Here is a 16,435-nt window from a genome sequence, read left to right as displayed (position 1 = left end):
ACACGAATCCAAAAAGCCCGAGGGACGATATGGCCGCTTTTCTTGAAACTCTGACGCTGGCGGATGCTGTCGGCTCGTTCGGTGCGCTGGTTGTTGTGGCTGCGTATTTCGCCACTCAGATGCGGATGATGAATTCGGACGATCTGGCGTTTCCGGTGCTGAATTTGGCGGGGTCGATCCTGATCGTCTATTCGCTGCTTCAGAACTTCAATCTGGCGTCGATGTTGATTGAATCCTTCTGGATTCTGATCAGCATGATCGGGATCGTTCAGTTTTTCCGCCTCAGACGCGTGCACTAGGCGGACAACGCCCCTTCCAGCCTTGAACCCCAATGCGAGCGCGTATAGGGACAAAACAAGCTCGCTTAGGGGAGGCTTTGATGCAGGACGATCCGAAAACCCTCGTTTCAACCGAATGGCTTGCCGCCCATATCAAGGACCCGGATCTGCGGATTCTGGACGGTTCGTGGTATTTGCCGCAGCAGGGACGCGACGCCAAGGCGGAATACGACGAAGCGCATATTCCCGGTGCGCGGTTCTTCGACATTGATGAGATTTCCGACCGGCGGTCTGATCTGCCGCATATGGCGCCTCCGGTCGAAAAGTTCATGTCGCGCCTGCGGGCGATGGGTGTGGGCGATGGCCATCAGGTCGTGGTCTATGACGGTGCCGGTCTGATGTCGGCCGCGCGGGTCTGGTGGCTGTTCCGGCTGATGGGGCAGGAATACGTGGCCGTTCTGGATGGCGGTTTCCCCAAATGGCAGGCCGAGGGCCGCGAGATCGAGGATCTGCCGCCCGTTATCCGCGACCGTCACATGACGGTGCGCGTACAGAACCATCTGGTGCGCGACGTGACGCAGGTGTCGTCTGCTGCCAAGCTGGCCGATCACGAGATCATCGACGCCCGATCGGCAGCCCGGTTTGCCGGGGCCGAGGCGGAACCGCGCGAAGGATTGCGCTCGGGCCATATTCCGGGTTCGCGCAACGTGCCCTTTGGCACTCTGCTGAACAAAAACGGCACGATGAAATCGCCTGACGAATGCCGTGCCGTGTTCGAGACCGCAGGCGTGGACCTGTCGAAGCCCGCCATCACCTCTTGTGGGTCGGGCGTGACCGCTGCGATCCTTAGCCTAGCGTTGGAACGCTTGGGCAAGAAAGATCATTCGCTTTATGACGGCTCCTGGGCTGAATGGGGTGCTTTCCCGACCCTGCCCGTCGCAACCGGAGAGAACTGATGTTCGAAAACCTCAAACCGCAGCCCGCCGACAAGATCCTAGCGCTGATGCAGGCGTACCGCGAAGACCCGCGTGATCAGAAAATCGACCTGGGTGTTGGCGTCTACAAGAACGCCGAGGGCGTGACGCCCGTGATGCGCGCGGTTAAGGCCGCCGAAAAACGCATTCTCGAAGAGCAGGAAACCAAGGCCTATACCGGTCTGGCTGGTGACCCTGCCTATGCCGATGCAATGATCGGCCTGATTCTTGGCGACGCGGTGCCTCGCGCGAACATTGCCGCCGTGGCGACCCCCGGCGGCACCGGCGCGTGTCGGCAAGCGTTCGAGATGATTCGCATGGCCAACCCGTCGGCACGCGTCTTCGTGTCGAACCCCACATGGCCGAACCACCTGTCTATCCTGAACTATCTGGGGATAGAGACGGTTCAGTACCGTTACTTCGACGGCGAGACCCGAGGCGTCGATTTCGACGGCATGGTCGCGGACCTGAAAACCGCCAAAGCGGGCGACGTGGTGCTGCTGCACGGCTGCTGCCACAACCCCACCGGCGCCAACCTGAACTTGGTGCAGTGGCAAGAGGTCGTGAACATCATCAACGAGCTGGGCCTCGTTGCAATGATCGACATTGCCTATCAGGGCTTTGGTGACGGTCTGGAAGAAGACGCGCAGGCGACCCGTCTGGTGGCCTCGTCGGTCAAACGCTGCCTGATCGCAGCGTCGTGCTCGAAGAACTTCGGCGTATACCGCGAGCGTACCGGCCTGCTGATGGCGATCAGCGATGATGCGGCGCAAACGGTTCTGAATCAGGCGACGCTGGCGTTTCTGAACCGCCAGAACTATTCGTTCCCGCCGGACCATGGCGCACGGGTTGTCACCACGATCCTGACCAACGACACCCTGCGCGCCGACTGGGCGGCCGAGTTGGAAGAGGTCCGCCTGTCGATGCTGGGCCTGCGCCAGCAGCTGTCGGACGAGTTGCAGCGCCTGAGCGGATCTGACCGTTTCAGCTTCATCGCCCAACACCGCGGCATGTTCTCGCGTCTAGGTGCGGCACCGGAACTGGTCGAGAAGCTGCGCGCAGATCACGGCATCTATATGGTCGGCGACAGCCGCCTGAACATCGCAGGTTTGAACGCAACCACCGTGCCGATCCTGGCCAAGGCGATTATTGACGTCGGCGTCTGAGCCAGCCATCTGCGAATGACAAAAGCCGCGCAGCACAGCGCGGCTTTTTTGTTGACCCTGTCCAAAAGACCCCGCCGAATAGAAAAAGCCGGGCGCGAACGCCCGGCCTTCGAGTGGTTATTTCAGGTCTTAGCCCTTGGAGAACTCGGGGTAGGCTTCCATACCCAGTTCTGCCATGTCGAGGCCGTTGATTTCGTCCTCTTCGCTGACACGGATGCCAAGGGTGGCTTTCAGGATGATCCACAGAACAAGAGCGCCGATAAAGGTGAAGACACCGTATGCGATGATGCCGGTCAGCTGTGTGATCAGGTTTGCTTCGCCGTAGAAGATCACGGCGATGGTGCCCCAGATGCCTGCGAACAGGTGAACCGGGATCGCACCAACAACGTCGTCGATCTTGAACTTGTCCAGCATCGGAACCGCGAAGACCACGATGATACCGCCCACAGCACCGATCCACAGCGCACCGAACAGGGTTGGGGCCAGAGGTTCGGCAGTGATCGAAACCAGACCGGCCAGCGCGCCGTTCAGGACCATGGTAAGGTCAGGCTTCTTGTACAGAAGTTGGGTCAGGATCAGGGCTGCGATGGCACCCGAAGCTGCGGCCATGTTGGTGTTGGCAAAGATGCGCGAAACGTCCGATACATCACCCACGGTGCCCATCGCCAGTTGCGAGCCACCGTTGAAGCCGAACCAACCCAGCCACAGGATGAACGTACCCAGAGTTGCCAGTGCCAGGTTCGAACCGGGCATCGGGTGTACTTTGCCCTCTTTGGTGTACTTGCCGATACGCGGGCCAAGGATGATGACACCTGCCAGAGCAGCCCAGCCACCGACCGAGTGTACAACGGTCGAGCCGGCGAAGTCGGAAAAGCCCATGGCGTCCAGCCAGCCGCCGCCCCATTTCCACGAACCCGAAATCGGATACATGATACCGGTCAGTACGACGACGAAGATCAGGAAGGGCCACAGTTTGATACGTTCGGCCACGGCACCGGACACGATGGACGCGGTTGCCGCCACGAAGACCAGTTGGAAGAAGAAGTCAGAACCGATCGACGCGTAATCCAGCGCGGCGTCTGCGGGTGCAACACCTACTGCATCAAGCACGGTCGGGCCGCCAATGGCAAAGAAACCATTGAAGTCGCCCGGATACATCGTGTTGAAGCCAACCAGCCAGTACATGATTGCGGCGATGGAAAACAGCGCGATGTTCTTGATCATCTGCATGGCAACGTTCTTGGAACGCACCAGGCCGCCTTCCAGCATGGCAAAGCCTGCCGCCATGAAGAAGACGAGGAAACCTGCCATCAGGAACAGCAGCGTGGTAAAGATATACTGGGTGTGCAATGCGGCTTCGCCAGCGGCGGCCTCTTGCGCAAGACCCATCTGCGGCAGCGCGACAATCGCGGCAGCAGGGATGAGAGATTTCATCAGGTTCATTGTCAGTCCTCGAATGATAGTGAGTGGGGGCGCGTTACAGCGCCTCTTCGTTCGTTTCCCCGGTCCGCACGCGCAGGGCCTGCTCGACATCGAGAACGAAAATCTTGCCGTCGCCGATCTTGCCGGTTTTGGCGGTTTTGGTGATGGTTTCGACGATCTGGTCGACCATCGCGGCAGGAACCACGATCTCGAGCTTGATCTTGGGTACGAAATTCACGGCGTATTCGGCGCCGCGATAAATTTCCGTGTGACCGGATTGCGAGCCGAAGCCCTTGATTTCGGTCACCATCATGCCGCGCACGCCTGCCTCGGTCAGTGCCTCGCGCACCTCCTCGAGCTTGAACGGCTTGATTGTCGCAATGATCAGTTTCACGTTCTTCCCCTCTGCTTCCCCGGTCTGCCCGGCCTGTTTGCACCTGCAGAAAAAAGCGCGCCTGCGCCGTGTAAGGAACGGTCTGAGCGACGAAACGCTGGGGAAAATAGTGGCAAGGTGCACAATTTTTGCACAAATTGCGTGAGGTGATCAAAAATTAGGCAGTTTGGGAAGGGCAGCTTCCGGAAATTCAGACCTCTACTTCACCGTTGTGTCAGGGTATGGTGCCTCAAAATGATAACCGGGCAGAGTTTGAGCATGACTGAGTCCAGGCGCCGAAAGGCACCGCTTGTCGCGGACAAGAGATACCCGTCGAAAGGGCGTAAACCCACGGCGACCAAGCGGGCTGCAAAGCCCGCTGGAAAGAAGGCGACCGCGCGCAAGACGACGACCCGTAGGACGACCCGAAAGAAGACGCCCCGGAAGTCCGGTGGAAACGGAGGCGGCGGGTTCTTCCGTCGGCTGTTCCGCTGGATTTGGCGGCTGATCTGGGGGGTTACGTGGCGCGTGGGCGCGGTGGTTGCCATGCTGCTGGCGCTGGCGGTAGGGGTTGTCTACACCTCGTTGCCCGACGTGGATGCCTTGCTGGACGGCCGGGCGCGGGGCTCGGTCACGTTGCTGGACCGCGATGGCAAGGTCTTTGCCTGGCGCGGGGATCAGTTCGGCGGGGTGATCACCGCCGACACCGTCTCACCACATCTGAAAAACGCCGTGGTCGCCACCGAGGACAAGCGATTCTATCGCCATTTCGGTGTCAGCCCCCGGGGCGTCGCCAGTGCGGTTCGAATCAACCTCAGCGAAGGGCGCGGGCCGCTGTCGGGCCATGGCGGGTCGACTATTACGCAACAAACCGCCAAGCTGCTGTGTCTTGGCGTGCCGTATGTGCCCAGCGAGTGGGAATCCGAGGCCGCGTATGAATCCGATTGCCGTCAGGGATCGCTGTGGCGGAAGGCCAAGGAAGCGGTCTATGCAATGGCGATGGAGGTGAAATACTCCAAGGACGAGATCCTGACCATCTATCTGAACCGCGCCTTCCTGGGCGCGGGCGCTCGTGGGTTCGAGGCCGCGAGCCAGCGCTACTTTGGTATCTCAGCGGCCGAGGTGTCTCCATCGCAAGCGGCGATGCTGGCGGGTTTGCTGGTTGCACCTACACGCTATGCTCCCACGAATAATCTGCAGCGCTCGCAGGACCGGGCGCAGTTGGTGGTGGGCTTGATGGAGGCTCAGGGCTATCTGACGGCGTCGCAGGCAAGTAATGCCCGCAGCAACCCGGCGCAGTTGTCCGAAGCGGCTGCAGCGCGGGCTGGCGGTTATTTTGCCGATTGGGTGATCACCGAGCTGCCCAGCTATTTTGGCACCGATACCACGGATGACGTGGTGATCCGCACCACGCTGGACCAGCGCCTGCAGAAATCGGCGGAAGAGGCGCTGAAGTACATCTTTCAGGAAAAGGTGCGCGAAGGCTCCAAGGCGCAGGCCGCGATTGTCGTGATGTCGGCTGACGGGGCGGTGCGGGCCATGGTCGGCGGGCGCAAGACACGTGTGTCGGGCGCGTTCAACCGCGCCACACAGGCGTTGCGGCAGACGGGATCGTCCTTCAAACCCTTCGTCTATGCCACAGCGCTGGAGCTTGGCCATTCACCGTTGGATACGGTGGTGGATGAGCCCTATTGCGTCAACATTCCCGGATCGGGCCAGTGGTGCCCCAAGAACTATACCCACAAGTTTTACGGGCGGGTGACGCTGGCGGATGCGCTGAAGAACTCGCTGAACATCCCTGCCGTGAAAGTGGCCGAATTTGTCGGGCTGGACAATGTACGCACGGTGGCCAGCGAGTTTGGTATCGAAAGTAACCTCGCCGAAGGCCCTGCATTGGCGCTGGGCGCATCGGAAAGTACGCTGATCGAGATGACCGGGGCTTATGCGGGTATCCTGAACGGTGGCTCGGCTGTGGAGCCTTATGGCCTGTCCGAACTGAAACTGCTGGGCGATGAAACTCCGGTGATCGTGACAAGCTCGGGCATTGGTGAGCGGGTGATCAACGACAAGGCCGCCAAGCAACTGACCTGGATGATGGAACGTGTGGTGTCCGAGGGCACGGGCGGGCGCGCCAAGCTGCCGGGATGGCAGGTGGCGGGCAAGACCGGCACCACTCAGGCGGCGCGGGATGCGTGGTTTATTGGTTTTACCGCGGATTACGTAACGGGTGTCTGGATGGGGTATGATGACAACACGCCGCTGTCTGGCGTCACCGGCGGTGGCTTGCCTGCGGAGATTTGGAAAGAAACAATGCTGCGTGTGACCGAGGGGATGACGCCCACGCCATTGCCGATGCTTGCCCCCGATCCGCCGGTTCAGACGGCGCAGCCGCGGCAACAGCGCCAAAGACAGCAGACCGGTCTGGACAAGGCGATCAACAACCTGCTGAACAATATCTTCGGAAATTAAGGCCACAAAAAAAGGCGGTGCACCGGGCACCGCCTTTTACTTTGGAATGTCAGACCTGATCAGAGGCTTTCGTCCAGAGCCGCCAGAATCGCGTCACCCATTTCGGTGGTCGAGACCGGCTGAACCCCTTCTTCGGCCAGCAGGTCGCCGGTGCGGACGCCATCTGCCAGAACCTTTTCAATCGCGGCTTCCAGACGGTCGGCCTCGGCGCCCTGATCAAAGCTGTAGCGCAGCGCCATGGCGAAGCTGAGGATACAGGCGATCGGGTTTGCCTTGCCCTGACCGGCGATATCCGGGGCAGAGCCGTGAACCGGTTCGTACATCGCCTTGGGGCGACCATTGGCCATCGGGGCACCCAGGCTGGCCGACGGCAACATGCCCAGCGAACCGGTCAGCATTGCGGCACAGTCCGACAGGATGTCGCCGAACAGGTTATCGGTGACGATAACGTCGAACTGCTTGGGTGCGCGCACCAGCTGCATCGCGCCGTTGTCGGCATACATGTGGGTCACTTCAACCTCGGGGTAATCCTGAGCGACACGGTCCACGACCTCGCGCCACAGGATACCGGCCTCCATCACGTTGGCCTTTTCCATCGAGCACAGTTTTTTGTTCCGGCGCATCGCCAGTTCAAAGGCCGAACGCGCCGCGCGTTCGATCTCGGACTCGGTGTAACGCTGGGTGTTGATGCCAACGCGTTCGTTGCCTTCTTCGAAAATGCCACGCGGTTCACCGAAATAAACGCCCGAAGTCAGTTCGCGCACGATCATGATGTCCAGACCGGCAACGATATCCTTTTTCAGCGACGAGAAATCGGCCAGCGCGTCAAAGCACTGGGCCGGGCGCAGGTTCGAATACAGGTCCATTTCCTTGCGCAGGCGCAGCAGGCCGCGCTCTGGCTTTACGCTGAAGTCCAGATCGTCGTATTTCGGGCCACCCACGGCGCCCAGCAGGACCGCGTCGACTTCTTGCGCCTTGGCCATGGTTTCATCCGACAGGGGCTTGCCATGCGCGTCATAGGCGGCACCGCCGACCAAGTCTTCGCTCACGTCAAAGTGAAGGCCACGCTTTTCGCCGAACCAATCGATTACGCGGCGCACTTCGGCCATAACTTCGGGGCCAATTCCGTCTCCGGGCAGGATGAGGAGCGAAGGGTTGGACATGAAGGGTCTCCTTGCGTTTCGTCGCAATCGCCCTAGCGTCTGAGCGGCATCGGGTCAATGAGACGAACCCGTCAAATCACGAGGAAAACACATGTTGATACCGGGAAATCCCGCTCCTGCGCTCAAAATCGAAACTGTGGGTGGCGGAAACTTTGATCTGGACGCCGACAAGGGTGAAAACGGGACGTTGGTGATTCAGTATCGCGGACTGCACTGCCCAATCTGCATCAAGCAGATGACCGAGGTCGAAGAAACGCTGGATGACTTTGCCGCGCTGGGCGTTGAAGTGATCATGATCACCACTGACACCGGCGAACGTGCAGCGGAAACTGCCCAGAAAGCTGGGGTATCGCGCCTGCGTGTCGGTCACAGCCTGCCATTGGCTTCCGCGCGAGAGGATTGGGGCCTGAACATCTCGACCAAGCGCGAAGGCAGCGCCGAACCGGACCTGTTCGCCGAACCCGGCCATTTTTACATCGTGCCTGACCGGACGCTTTATTATGCATGGCAACAGACAACGCCATTTGGCCGTCCGGCAATGTCAGATATCGCGGGGGGTCTGAAATTCACGCTGGGCAACAATTACCCTGCGCGTGGCACCTATACCGGGCTACTATAGAGCCTAAAGAGCAGCTTTCAGGCCTTCGGCCAACAAATCCCAGACCCGGCGGATGCGCGGGGTCTGACGCATCGCTTGAGGGGCCGCCAGCCAAACGGGAAGGGGCTCAATCTCGACATCCAAGTCCAACACTTCGACATCCGGGTCAGCCTCGGCTACCTGAATCTGTGAAAATCCGATGCCGCACCCTGCCCGGATCAACTGCCAATAGGCACTTTGAAGATCGCACCTTGTGGCAAAGCTGTCTTTGCTTGCAGGCCATCCCCGTTTCTGCATCCTGTTGATAATGTGTTCATTGGCGTCAAAGCCGACCAGATCGTGATCGAACAGGTCCTCGGGTCGCTGCGGACGACCGGCGCGATCAAGATAAGTCTGCGCGGCGCAGAAGCAAAGGTTCACATCCCCCAGATAGCGCGAGATGATATCCATCTGCGCGGGGCGGTACATGCGCACCGCGATATCAGCCTCGCGGTACAGCAGGTTCTCGGTGGCGTCCGTTGCGACCAGTTCAAGCTGGATTGCCGGTTCCAACGCGCGAATCTGCGCGAGTATCGGAGGCAGCAGATGATGTGACGCAAAGACCGAAGCCGTGATGCGTACCGAGCCTTCCAGTTGCTGAGACTGACCCGCCGCCGCCAGACTGAATGAGGTCATGGCCGAGTGCATCTGCTGCGCCATCGGCAAGAGTTGTGTGCCCACTTCGCTTAGTTTGAGGCCACGCGCGTGGCGGTCAAACAGGGAGACGCCCAGTTCATCCTCGAGCGCGTGAATCTGGCGGCCCAGCGTTGGCTGGCTGCGATCCAGCTGCCGGGCCGCAGCCGACAGTGACCCGGTTTCGGCTACTGCGAGAAAACTCTGAATCAGGGACCAATCGGCGTGGGTGAGAGATTTATCCATTCAGAAATGAATACACGTTCTGACTGCTCGGGCAATTCCCCAGGTGAACTGAATGGATCAGTTTGTTGGCTGGGCTGGTGAGGTTACATCGACCCAGACCAGCCGGTGTCTGCTGGCTTGCTCGGCTGTTGTGCGCAGAGGCGTATCCGGTGCGGGCCAGAACACACCCGATCCCGTGACTTGCAGGTCGGCTGAAGGCAACACGTAATCCACCCGCATTTCACCCACGGCTTTCCACTCCACGGTGGTCAGTGCGCCCGACACGTCAGTAGGACGGGGGTCTTGCAGGCGGGGATCCGATAACAGTTCCCGGATCGCTTCCCTGCGTCCCTCGCCGCGTTCGGGATCCAGATTGGCATCCCCGGCGATCACAAACGGGCCGTCTGGTCTGTGCCCTGTCTTACCGTCCAGAACAGAGGACCAGAAGCGGATTTCGTCGCGGTTACGCAGCCCATTGCGATCTTCGGGGCCGTCGAACACCGGCGGGGCGGCATGGAACGTCATCAGGTCCAGTACGCCGATGGGCGTGTCCACTGGTACGATCCAATGAGCCACGGCGGATAAACGCTGGATGCTCTGCGCCTCTTCCGAAGGGAAAGGGCCGTCGTCCGTGACTGGCAACTGCGCGCCGGGCAGGTCGCGCCACAGCAGGTCGGTGAAGTCCTGTACGCCATCAAGTTGAATCGGATATCGCGACAGTACCGCAAGCCCGCCCTGGCCGGTGAACCTGCCCCAGCCTTGGGCATCCGCTGGGCCATGCGTCCGTCCGTCCCCGTTCAGATCCAAAGAGGTTTCGAGCCCCGCATTGGGCTGCGCGGCAAAGTGATAGGGGTAATTCAAACCTTGGGCGCGCAGCTGATCTGTCAACGCGGTCAGGGCCTTAGCGGTCAGGTCCCAGTCGATACCCTGAAGGGTCACGATATCCGGGTGCGCGGCCACCAGCACGTCGACAACAGCCTGTACCTGCGCGTCGCCGCGTCTTATGTCGCGCAGCAGCAGGCCCGGCCCGTCGCGGCTGAGTTCAGTGTTATAAGAGGCGATACGTACCACCTGCGCCTGTGCCATTACCGGCACCAGCAGCAGCAGTAGGGCGCGGATCATGCAGCTTGCGTGGACTCGGTCGTAGAATAAGCGCGGCGCTTTTCAACGATCAGATTGGCGATACGCAGAGTAGCCATGCCGCGCATGATCATACTGGCAGGCAGGAAGGCCCAGGCGCTCATGGTCCAGATCAGAGTCTGAGGGTTGCTCAGCGAGATCGGGCTGGCATAGTCAGTTAAAATTTTGATCAGGGCTGGGATCAGAAAGGGCAGCAGCACCCCGATCGAGATGTTCAGCCGTCCGTCCCGTTGCAGACGGGTAACGACGTCTCCGCCCTTGGTGGGGTCGAACAGCGGTAGATTGGTCCAGACGTTGAACGCACCGTTGGCCGTCGGCCAGCCACGCAGCTTTACCGCATAGGCAAAGCTGGCGATGGTCACCAGCGCCGCGACATAAGCCACGCTGGCCGCAATTCGCACAAGTTCTACCAGTGATGGGCCGGCATCTGCGGGCAGCATCAACACAACCAACCGGACCGGGGAATATGGAAAGTCGACCACATTGGCGACACCAAGACCCAACGCGTAGAAAGTCGAGGTCAGACCGGTGGGCAGGTAAGCGTTTTTGCAGATCAGTGTCAAGAACGTGACCATCGTCATCAGCCCGACAAACCGCAGTCGGTTCACAGGCGGTGCGTCGCGAAACTCGATAAAGCTGGGAAAGGCTGAGTTGTATTCGGCAAAGGTCAAAAAGAATGCGAGAATGGCGAGAAAGACAACAATCTCGGTGCCATTCGTTGACGATACGGGCAAGTACAACGCGGGGGTCAGCACCATAAGTGCGACCAATATTCCCCGAATCGCCGCCCCTGTTGTGCGCGCAATCACTATCCGAACCCTTTCAAACTGGATTAGCCGATTCTTCGCCGACCTCAATTCCAACTTGTGCCTGCCGCGAGTGTTGCAGCAGATGCCATTATCACCAACGTTTTACTTGGTGGGTTGCCTGTTGCCACCAACATTGGCGATAAGCGGCATTTCGCTCAAGCCATGGCGCAGAAAACACGTCATTTCGGGCAAAATGATGGCGCAACTGGTGCGCGAATGCATCATTTTGGACGCAAATCCGGCGTGTGTATCAATATGACACCTACATGTTGTGTTTTTTTGAATTGCAACCCCAAAAATGCGAGCGGGGCCGCCTTGGCGACCCCGTAAAGTTGTGCCTTCACAGATTCGTCAACAGAATCACACCCACGGACGGGCCTGGCTGGCGTGATCCTCGAACTTGTCGATGTGATGGTCTTTTTCCATGGTCAGGCCGATATCGTCCAGACCGTTCAGCAGGCAGTGCTTGCGGTGCGGGTCGATGTCGAATTCGATCACGACGCCATCCGAAGTTGTGATCTGCTGATCTTCCAGATGCACGGTCATGCGGGCGTTTTCACCCTTATGCGCGTCATCCATAAGGACTGCGTGATGCTCTTCTGCAACCACGATCGGCAGGATGCCGTTCTTGAAGCAGTTGTTGAAGAAGATGTCGGCAAAGCTGGTTGAGATTACAACCTTGATGCCGAAATCCTTGATCGCCCATGGCGCGTGTTCGCGCGAAGAGCCGCAGCCGAAATTGTCGCCGGCCACCAAAATCTCGGTTTGGCGATAGGCGGGCTTGTTCAGGACGAACTCTTCGTTCTCCTGCCCGTCATCGTGATAGCGCATCTCATCAAACAGCACGACGCCAAGGCCGGACCGTTTGATGGTCTTCAGGTGCACTTTCGGGATGATCATATCGGTGTCGATATTGATCAGCGGCATTGGGGCGGCCACCCCGTGGACTTTTTCAAACTTTTCCATGTCTACACTCCTGCGGGGTAGGGCCGCGCCCGTGCCTCGCGTTTAAGCTTCTTTCGTTTCGTCTTTGGGTGCGTTCCTGACGAAGAACGCCATGAAGACCAGTCCGAACCCGTTGAACAGCATCTCAATGCCAAGGAAGATCCCCAGAATGCTGAGCAGTGCCTGAGGTTCGCTTCCTACATAGGTCCAGATGATCCCTGCGAGGATGATCGACAAGATGCCCGAGATCATCGTGGGCCAGAAAAACTGCGTTCCGCGCATCTGGAACGACAGAAAGACCCGCGCGATGCCGCCTGCCATGAACAGGATCAGCATCACCGTCGCAAGGGTCAGGGTTCCCTGCAGCGGGTGATCCAGAAAGGACCAACCCAGAAACAGCATCACCACACCCATGATGAGTGAAAGAATCTTGTTGCCGGTTCCTTCGACGGTGAAGCCGCCGACAACTTGCAATGCGCCCGCGATCAGCAGCAACACCCCGGTTACCACCGTCACCGCAATCGATGCTGCAATGGCATTGCCCAGCGCAAAGACGCCAAATGCTATCGACAGCAGCCCCAGCAGGAGCCATTTGATCCAGTCACTCATGTCTTCAATCCCTCAAATATCTAGATATGAGGGGACCTTACATCAATTCACGGACGTCTGTCAGCCGTCCTGTGATTGCCGCTGCGGCAGCCATTGCGGGGCTCAGCAGGTGGGTGCGTCCACCGCGGCCCTGACGGCCTTCGAAGTTGCGGTTCGAGGTCGCGGCACAGCGCTCGCCCGGCTGCAGCTGGTCGGGGTTCATCGCCAGACACATCGAGCATCCCGCCAGACGCCATTCGAAACCGGCCTCTTTGAAGATGTCCGCCAGACCTTCTTCTTCTGCCTGAGCGCGAACCAGTCCCGAACCGGGCACGACCATGGCGCGCATACCGTCCTTGATCTTTTTGCCCTTCAGGATTTCGGCGGCGGCGCGCAAGTCTTCGATACGGCCGTTGGTGCACGAGCCAATAAAGACGGTGTCGATTTCTACATCGCTCAGTTTCTGACCGGCTTCCAGGCCCATATATTCAATTGAACGACGGGCCGCTTCGACCTTGCCGCCTTCGAAATCCTCAGGCTGAGGCACTGTAGCGGTGATCGGCAGCACGTCTTCGGGGCTGGTGCCCCAGGTCACGACCGGCGCGATATCTTCGCCGCGCAGAGTGATGACCTTGTCGAAATGCGCGCCTTCATCGGTGAAGAGCGTTTTCCACCAGTCCATTGCCGCTTCCCACTGTGCGCCTTTCGGGGCGTGTGGGCGGCCTTTGACATATTCATAAGTGGTCTCGTCCGGCGCGATCAGACCCGCGCGGGCGCCGCCTTCGATCGCCATGTTGCAGACAGTCATACGGCCTTCCATCGACAGAGCGCGGATCGCTTCGCCGCAATACTCGATAACATAGCCGGTGCCGCCGGCGGTGCCGGTCTCACCGATAACGGCCAGAGTGATATCCTTGGCGGTCACGCCCGGCTGCAGTTTGCCGGTGATTTCCACCTTCATATTCTTGGATTTCTTCTGGATCAGGGTCTGAGTGGCCAGAACATGCTCAACCTCAGATGTACCAATGCCATGGGCCAAGGCACCAAACGCGCCGTGGGTGGCGGTGTGGCTGTCGCCGCAAACAACGGTCATGCCGGGCAGGGTCCAGCCTTGCTCGGGACCAACGATGTGTACGATGCCCTGACGGACGTCATGCACCGGGTAGTAATGAATGCCGAAATCCTTGGCGTTCTTGTCCAGCGCTTCGACCTGAATGCGCGATTCCGGGTTTTCGATCCCGTGCACACGGTCTGCTGTGGTCGGAACGTTATGGTCCGGTACAGCGATGGTCTTTTCCGGTGCGCGCACCTTGCGGCCCGCCATGCGCAGGCCTTCGAACGCCTGCGGGCTGGTCACTTCGTGAACCAAGTGGCGGTCGATATACAGCAGACAGGTGCCATCATCGGCTTCGTGGGCGACATGGGCATCCCAGATCTTGTCATAGAGTGTTTTGGGGGACATTGGTCCTCTCCCGTATGTAATGAGAAATAGCTGGCGAGGTGGCTTAGGCCGCGGATAGGCGGGCCAGAACCGTGCGGGCAGCCCCAAAGAACCGTTCACGCAAACGCGCGCGGTCTTCCAGATTTTGCTGTTGGGCCACATTGAGTCTCATGCGCACCAGATATATCGGGGTTTGCCGTCAATCAAGGTTCAATCCGGCACCGGGCTTGCATCATCAAGCAACGCTGTCCAAGCTGGGGTCATGAACCAGGACCTGATCCCCAGCTCGCTGTCGGACCTCTATGACAACATGGTCGCGGGCTTTTCCGTGCAATTTGAAAACCTTGTCGAACTGATCGTCACACCGGGCTGGCGCCAACATCAGCTGGTTATCATTCTGGGTCTGTGGGTGTTGGCCTATGTCCTGAAACTGACAACGCAAGGCCGGTGGGAGGCCTGGGCCCGTGCTCGCGAAGGGTGGCCGAAATGGCGGTTGCGGGTTCTGGTACAGCTGATGCAGCGCCTGACGCTGGTCTATTTCGTGGTAATGTCTTGGGCGCTGTATCTGTTGATGCAGCAGATCACATGGCCCTCGCGCAGTTACATTATCGGGGTTGTGGCGACTTTGGCGCTGGCGTGGCTGGCGATTGCGCTGGTGGCGCGGCTGGTGCGCAACCGGACCCTGCGGCGCATCTTCAAATGGGCCATGTGGGTCTATGCAACGCTTGTGGCGCTGAACCTGACCGATGACGTGGCCGAGTTTCTGGACGGCGTGGCGATTTCCATCGGTGATCTGCACATCTCGGCGCTGGGGATTCTCAAGGCGGTTCTGCTGATCGGTATCCTGCTGACACTGGCCCGCGTCGGCACCCGCGCCGCCGAGCGGGGGTTGATGCGCAATGACGACATCACCCCGTCGATGCAGGTGCTGCTGGCCAAGGGCATTCAGGTGCTGCTGTATGGCGCGGTCTTTCTGGCTGCCATCCGTACGCTTGGGTTCGATCTGACCGGGATTGCGCTGCTGTCGGGTGCGATTGGTGTGGGGATCGGCTTTGGTCTGCAAAAGGTAGTGTCGAACCTGATCTCAGGGATCATCATTCTGATGGACCGGTCGATCAAACCCGGTGACGTGATCTCTCTGGGCGATACGTTCGGTTGGATCAACGCGCTGGGCGCGCGTTATGTCTCGGTGGTTACAAGGGACGGGCGGGAATACCTGATCCCAAACGAGGATCTGATCACCAACCAGGTGGTGAATTGGTCGCATTCGGATAAATTCGTGCGGCTGGATCTGGAGTTCGGCACCAGTTACGATGATGATCCGCACAAGGTGCGGGCAACGGCGATCAAAGCGGTCAAAACCGTAACGCGAGTGCTAAGTGGTGGCGGCCATGAGCCGGTCTGTCACATCACCGGATTCGGCGATAGCAGTGTGGATTATGTCCTGCGCTTCTGGATCAGCGATCCGACCAAAGGGCTGACCAACATTCGGGGCAATGTTTACCTTGCCCTGTGGGATGCCTTTAAGGCCGAAAACATCTCAATCCCCTTCCCTCAGCGCGAAGTTCGGCTGCTTCCCGACAGCGCAGACGCGCAACAGGTCGCCAAAGAGTGACCGCTCGTACGCCCGGCCCGGCGGCCTTTCATTGAAATGTTGCATTCCCCTTGTTACCTTAATAATACCCCGGCGCCGGGGTTTTGGCGGCGCGCAGCAAAGGAGGACTATGTCCTGTCTCTACATACCCAGGCGGGTTTGCCCGCCGATGACGGAGCCGGTGTAATGGCTCACTCTCAGTCAATCAGCGACAAGCTGCTTGAACGCATCCTTTCTTCACTTTCCGATGACAAGGCCGAAGACGTCGTGCAGATCAACCTGCAAGGTAAGTCTTCTGTTGCGGATCACATGGTGATTGCCTCGGGTCGGTCGACCCGTCAGGTCGCTGCCATGGCGGAAAAGCTGACGGATCGCATCAAGCAGGAATTCGGTTTCACCTCGAAGGTCGAAGGCAAGGATGCCGGCGACTGGGTGTTGATCGATACGGGCGACGTAATCGTCCATATCTTCCGCCCCGAAGTGCGTGAATTCTACCAGCTGGAAAAGATGTGGCTGCCTCAGGGCGGCAGCGCCTCGGCCAACTGAGGCGCCATCCCGACCTGTATTGAGAGGTCGGA

General features: G+C 59.3%; 18 protein-coding genes. 8 read left to right on the top strand and 10 right to left on the bottom strand.

The window, feature by feature from the left end; translation table 11 throughout:
* Nucleotides 1-29: 29 nt before the first annotated feature.
* The 3 genes from ACR0ER_RS17415 (at nucleotide 30) to ACR0ER_RS17405 (ending at nucleotide 2,418) form a co-directional block, all read left to right on the top strand.
* The gene (locus ACR0ER_RS17415; RefSeq protein ID WP_480770020.1) at nucleotides 30-299 is read left to right on the top strand and encodes a CBU_0592 family membrane protein; all 270 of its coding nucleotides are present in this window, start codon (nucleotides 30-32) and stop codon (nucleotides 297-299) included.
* Between the two features lie 80 nt (nucleotides 300-379).
* Nucleotides 380-1,234 (top strand): 3-mercaptopyruvate sulfurtransferase, encoded by an 855-nt coding sequence (gene sseA / locus ACR0ER_RS17410; RefSeq protein WP_480770019.1) that lies wholly within the window; start codon nucleotides 380-382, stop codon nucleotides 1,232-1,234.
* Nucleotides 1,234-2,418 (top strand): amino acid aminotransferase, encoded by a 1,185-nt coding sequence (locus ACR0ER_RS17405; RefSeq protein WP_480770018.1) that lies wholly within the window; start codon nucleotides 1,234-1,236, stop codon nucleotides 2,416-2,418. Before sseA ends, ACR0ER_RS17405 begins: the two co-directional genes overlap by 1 nt.
* A 129-nt stretch (nucleotides 2,419-2,547) precedes the next feature.
* Here ACR0ER_RS17405 and ACR0ER_RS17400 read toward each other — a convergent pair whose 3' ends face one another.
* A complete protein-coding gene (locus tag ACR0ER_RS17400) occupies nucleotides 2,548-3,861 on the bottom strand; it encodes an ammonium transporter (protein WP_480770017.1) in 1,314 nt (437 codons plus the stop codon).
* Nucleotides 3,862-3,895: 34 nt separating this feature from the next.
* Nucleotides 3,896-4,234: a P-II family nitrogen regulator gene (locus ACR0ER_RS17395; protein ID WP_170334571.1), complete on the bottom strand. Its 339-nt coding sequence runs from the start codon at nucleotides 4,232-4,234 to the stop codon at nucleotides 3,896-3,898.
* A 258-nt stretch (nucleotides 4,235-4,492) separates the two neighbouring features.
* Here ACR0ER_RS17395 and ACR0ER_RS17390 point away from each other — a divergent pair, with 258 nt between their 5' ends.
* Nucleotides 4,493-6,682 carry a transglycosylase domain-containing protein gene (locus ACR0ER_RS17390; protein ID WP_480770016.1) on the top strand — a complete coding sequence of 730 codons (2,190 nt, stop codon included), beginning with the start codon at nucleotides 4,493-4,495 and terminating at the stop codon, nucleotides 6,680-6,682.
* A gap of 59 nt (nucleotides 6,683-6,741) precedes the next feature.
* Here the strand turns inward: ACR0ER_RS17390 and leuB are convergent, their stop codons facing one another.
* Entirely contained in the window at nucleotides 6,742-7,845 is a 1,104-nt protein-coding gene (leuB, locus tag ACR0ER_RS17385; protein WP_170334575.1) for a 3-isopropylmalate dehydrogenase, read from the bottom strand.
* A 91-nt stretch (nucleotides 7,846-7,936) separates the two neighbouring features.
* Between leuB and ACR0ER_RS17380 the strand changes: the two genes are divergently transcribed.
* A complete protein-coding gene (locus tag ACR0ER_RS17380; protein ID WP_480770015.1) occupies nucleotides 7,937-8,464 on the top strand; it encodes a redoxin domain-containing protein in 528 nt (175 codons plus the stop codon).
* Between the two features lie 3 nt (nucleotides 8,465-8,467).
* Here ACR0ER_RS17380 and ACR0ER_RS17375 read toward each other — a convergent pair whose 3' ends face one another.
* Genes ACR0ER_RS17375 through ACR0ER_RS17365 form a run of 3 tightly spaced genes read right to left on the bottom strand, consistent with a single transcriptional unit; the run spans nucleotide 8,468 to nucleotide 11,238 of the window.
* Nucleotides 8,468-9,361: a LysR family transcriptional regulator gene (locus ACR0ER_RS17375; protein WP_480770014.1), complete on the bottom strand. Its 894-nt coding sequence runs from the start codon at nucleotides 9,359-9,361 to the stop codon at nucleotides 8,468-8,470.
* A gap of 57 nt (nucleotides 9,362-9,418) precedes the next feature.
* Entirely contained in the window at nucleotides 9,419-10,462 is a 1,044-nt protein-coding gene (locus ACR0ER_RS17370; protein ID WP_480770013.1) for an endonuclease/exonuclease/phosphatase family protein, read from the bottom strand.
* Nucleotides 10,459-11,238 (bottom strand): hypothetical protein, encoded by a 780-nt coding sequence (locus tag ACR0ER_RS17365; protein ID WP_480770045.1) that lies wholly within the window; start codon nucleotides 11,236-11,238, stop codon nucleotides 10,459-10,461. Before ACR0ER_RS17365 ends, ACR0ER_RS17370 begins: the two co-directional genes overlap by 4 nt.
* On the opposite strand from ACR0ER_RS17365, the gene ACR0ER_RS17360 reads away from it, so the two are divergent.
* Nucleotides 11,165-11,548 (top strand): hypothetical protein, encoded by a 384-nt coding sequence (locus tag ACR0ER_RS17360; RefSeq protein WP_480770048.1) that lies wholly within the window; start codon nucleotides 11,165-11,167, stop codon nucleotides 11,546-11,548. The two genes, ACR0ER_RS17365 and ACR0ER_RS17360, sit on opposite strands and share 74 nt — an antisense overlap.
* A gap of 101 nt (nucleotides 11,549-11,649) precedes the next feature.
* Here the strand turns inward: ACR0ER_RS17360 and leuD are convergent, their stop codons facing one another.
* From leuD to ACR0ER_RS17340, 4 genes are read right to left on the bottom strand one after another with little or no spacing between them, the layout of a single operon-like run.
* Complete coding sequence (gene leuD, locus ACR0ER_RS17355) at nucleotides 11,650-12,255, bottom strand: 3-isopropylmalate dehydratase small subunit (protein WP_170334585.1); 606 nt, start codon at nucleotides 12,253-12,255, stop codon at nucleotides 11,650-11,652.
* A gap of 42 nt (nucleotides 12,256-12,297) precedes the next feature.
* Nucleotides 12,298-12,843 carry an HdeD family acid-resistance protein gene (locus tag ACR0ER_RS17350; protein ID WP_480770012.1) on the bottom strand — a complete coding sequence of 182 codons (546 nt, stop codon included), beginning with the start codon at nucleotides 12,841-12,843 and terminating at the stop codon, nucleotides 12,298-12,300.
* 37 nt (nucleotides 12,844-12,880) lie between these two features.
* Complete coding sequence (gene leuC / locus ACR0ER_RS17345) at nucleotides 12,881-14,284, bottom strand: 3-isopropylmalate dehydratase large subunit (protein ID WP_480770011.1); 1,404 nt, start codon at nucleotides 14,282-14,284, stop codon at nucleotides 12,881-12,883.
* A 43-nt stretch (nucleotides 14,285-14,327) separates the two neighbouring features.
* Nucleotides 14,328-14,423, bottom strand: coding sequence for an isopropylmalate isomerase (locus ACR0ER_RS17340; RefSeq protein WP_254438069.1), 96 nt, complete (start codon nucleotides 14,421-14,423; stop codon nucleotides 14,328-14,330).
* A 102-nt stretch (nucleotides 14,424-14,525) separates the two neighbouring features.
* Here ACR0ER_RS17340 and ACR0ER_RS17335 point away from each other — a divergent pair, with 102 nt between their 5' ends.
* Both ACR0ER_RS17335 and rsfS read left to right on the top strand, forming a co-directional pair.
* The gene (locus ACR0ER_RS17335; RefSeq protein WP_170334593.1) at nucleotides 14,526-15,878 is read left to right on the top strand and encodes a mechanosensitive ion channel family protein; all 1,353 of its coding nucleotides are present in this window, start codon (nucleotides 14,526-14,528) and stop codon (nucleotides 15,876-15,878) included.
* A 165-nt stretch (nucleotides 15,879-16,043) separates the two neighbouring features.
* Complete coding sequence (gene rsfS, locus ACR0ER_RS17330; RefSeq protein ID WP_170327847.1) at nucleotides 16,044-16,403, top strand: ribosome silencing factor; 360 nt, start codon at nucleotides 16,044-16,046, stop codon at nucleotides 16,401-16,403.
* Nucleotides 16,404-16,435: the final 32 nt, after the last annotated feature.

Source organism: Ruegeria sp. CH8 (assembly GCF_056536985.1).
Note: the sequence above shows the minus strand (reverse complement) of the source record. Positions and strands in the feature narration are given on the sequence as shown.